Raw genomic sequence first — 3,072 nt, forward strand, 5'->3', positions numbered from 1 at the left:
AAGGGGGGGACCTGGAAAGTCCCCCTTAAAAAGGGGGATTTAGGGGGATCCTTAATCTACTTCACCAACAAGAGATTAGAATTTATTGCACCCCTGAGTCATCGATCGCTTCGCACCAGTCGTTTACTTTTGAGACCTGATGCGATCGCTCGGCGACGAGGGAAAACAGCCGCTTGAGGGTAGATTTTCCTGGGGAATATTCTCCCACGGGAACGGCTAAACTCAAATAGGCATGATCTTCTGCCACCATTAACCCCCTAGCCAGGAGCGGTTGCAGCATTTCCTCCACTTCCGCACCGGATACGGGACGGTTTAGTTGTTCCTGGGCTAACTGTTGTAGGAAATTGAGACTGCGAATGCGATCGCAAGCCAGGTACAGGGCTTTGAGCGGATCTGTTAGGGTGATTAAAAGCTGACGGGCAGCGGGTCGCAAATCCCAGATCTGTAAGTCTGCTTCCCGATTCACAGAAAACAACACGCTAGTTTGATAAGCCTCTTCCCAGATAGTAACTTGTTCTCGAACTAACTGGGTGTATTCCTCTACAGGTTGCGGTTGCTGATAGGTAAAGGTAAAGAAGTAGGCCAGGTTGGCTACGGATTCTGGGGGCAAAGGATAGACATGATGATAGGCGGGAAAAGGAATGACGCGCTCAAATCCAAATTCTGTGGGGCGATCGAAGTGGGGGCTAAAGCGGTCGATCCGAATAGCACCCGCCCATTTGGGGGGTCGCAGATGGGTCAGAAAGGGTATCAGTTCGGTCATGCGGCTGTAGTCTTCGATTCTTTCCCCAGGAAAACCCCAGATGAGATTCCAAAACGGCGTGACTCCCAGTTCTTTGCACCACTTCAGCAGTTGAATATTTTGCAACCCCTTCACCCCTTTTCGCATCAGTTCCAGGGTGTGACTACTAAAACTTTCAATTCCCGGCTGAATCATGGTAATGCCAGCCTCTCGTAACTGGCGAATTTGCTCTTTCTGAAGATTGGACTTCACTTCATAAAATAGTTCTAAATCTAACTGCCGTTTCGCCAATTCTGGAATCATACTTTTAAAGTATTTCATATCCAGAATATTATCAACCACGGAAATCGGGTAACCGGGATAGCGTTCAATCAGACTGGTGATTTCTGAGATGGCGCGTTCCGCCGACTTACTGCGGTAGGTCATTTCTGTGCCATTCAGTCCGCAAAAGGTGCAGTGATTTTTTTCTCCCCACCAGCAACCCCGGGAGGTTTCTAAGAGTAACCGAGGTTGATAGTTTTCATTTAGGTGAGGCCGGACTGCTTCCCATTCAATAAAATAATCGTCATAATCCGGTAAGGGTAGCGCGTTGATATCATGGAGAACGGGCGCGTTTAAATCCTGAAGGGTGTTAGCTAAATCTATCGTATCGCGGGTATAAACTCCCGGGATATCCGCAATCGACTCTTGGTCTAACACCCGGCGAATCAATTCAGGAAAAATGCGATCGCCTTCTCCGGATATCACCGCATCCACAAAGGGAAATTGCCGTAGGGTTTCAATTCCCATGATGCCTTGACAGTTGGCCCCGCCAAATTCGATAAAAATGTCTGGAGAAACTGCTTTAATTCTCTTGGCTAAGGCAAGGGCGGCAACGTGCTGGTGAAAGGTGCTAGTAAAGCAAACGATCCGGGGTTGGTAGCTGAGAACTTCTGCTAAACACTGGTCTAAAAACGAATCAACTAAACTGCGGATATGCAGGATATCTTGAATAAAGGTTTCTGAAACGGGTTTAAGATTCGGATAAGCCCCTTGATGTGCGGGTTCACGTCCGCGCAATACATCTTCAACAAAGCTTTCTACATCCGTGGGATCGAGATCAAACAATGCCGCTGAAAATAACCATTCGCCGACCAAATCACAGACGGAAACCTCACCACTGGTGGTTTCATTATACAGAGAAATCCCAATCTGTTGGGCAAACCGTAGGGTAAAATAGCAGGCTTTGGCAGAGATATCAAGCGGTTTCAGTGAGGCTTTCAGCAAGCCCACACCAATGGAAGGCAGCAGAGGGCCAAACGGCATACAAACGAAGACAACTTCTGGCGTTTTTTTGAATCTTTTGCTGGCCGGTATGACGGCTGCGGCTGAAGGGGTTAGCATGGTAAAATTAGGTTGTAAAAATAATATCCTCAGTAGATAAACCTAATTAAACGCAGAGTTCATGCTAATTAAAATTAAGGGTAATTAAAGTTATGATTTTGGGAAGCGCAAAGGAGAAACTTTTTAAAGTTTAAAAACTTCGCGATGGTCTTGCACTCCCATTGATGATGACCCCACAATTTTTAATTAGAGGGTTTATACCCTAGACTCCAGTCAAATTAGGTTAACCTACCGATTGAGCAGTAGACTGAGCATGGTGAGGGATTTATAAAAATCCTACGGAGCTTTTAAACCGTATTTTTCTGCTTCTTTCTGCACTGCTTCTGTAAATTTGTTCCAGTTTTTTTTCGACATCAGCAAAGCTTTTAGCTCTTCCTCAATTTCGTATTCGTCAAGAACTTGGCTAGGGTTTTCATTAAATTCCTGGACCTTATCAGGATTTTTAGCCAGATCGGACAACATATCAAATAATTTGGACGACTGCGGGGATGACTTTTTAGCCGAGTTTTTAGGTGATGTCATAAAATTGGATTCCTCTAGGTAATGGGGACAGATAATCTACTGCTCCCATAAAATTGAATTTATTTTACATTTGTTAGCCAATTTTGTCAAGATTTTTTAAGTTTTTTAATATTTACTGGAGGGATACGATGGCAGAAGCTGGAAAATTCCAGGGGCTTCCTGTCGGGCAGATCTATCGCTACAGGAAGCCCCTACTTGAAATAGGCTAGATTGGGCTTAACCTAGAGTTAACGTCCGCTTCATCTTCTCTGGGCAATCTCTTTTGTTGATTCGGACTAAAATATTACGGTTGAATCCGTTTCGTTTTCGACTCATGATACTCCCGGACTTGGCGCGATCGCACCCAATGAGGATAAATCATTTTATCTAATGGAATCGCAGTGGCTACTATTAATAAATTCATCCAATAATGAGATAAAATTGCC

At 44.9% G+C, this 3,072-nt stretch carries 2 protein-coding genes; both read right to left on the reverse strand.

Annotation, left to right across the window (positions count from 1 at the left end):
- Positions 1-82: 82 nt before the first annotated feature.
- Positions 83-2,125: a RiPP maturation radical SAM C-methyltransferase gene (locus J0895_RS16105; protein ID WP_207089061.1), complete on the reverse strand. Its 2,043-nt coding sequence runs from the start codon at positions 2,123-2,125 to the stop codon at positions 83-85.
- A gap of 276 nt (positions 2,126-2,401) precedes the next feature.
- Positions 2,402-2,647, reverse strand: coding sequence for a hypothetical protein (locus tag J0895_RS16110; protein ID WP_207089062.1), 246 nt, complete (start codon positions 2,645-2,647; stop codon positions 2,402-2,404).
- Positions 2,648-3,072: the final 425 nt, after the last annotated feature.

This window comes from Phormidium pseudopriestleyi FRX01, from assembly GCF_017313335.1.
Lineage (GTDB): Bacteria > Cyanobacteriota > Cyanobacteriia > Cyanobacteriales > Laspinemataceae > Laspinema > Laspinema pseudopriestleyi.

Coding starts and splice junctions, on each gene's coding strand:
- J0895_RS16110 (WP_207089062.1), bottom strand. CDS start 2,647: ATGACATCACCTAAAAACTCGGCTAAAAAGTCATCCCCGCAGTCGTCC.
- J0895_RS16105 (WP_207089061.1), bottom strand. CDS start 2,125: ATGCTAACCCCTTCAGCCGCAGCCGTCATACCGGCCAGCAAAAGATTC.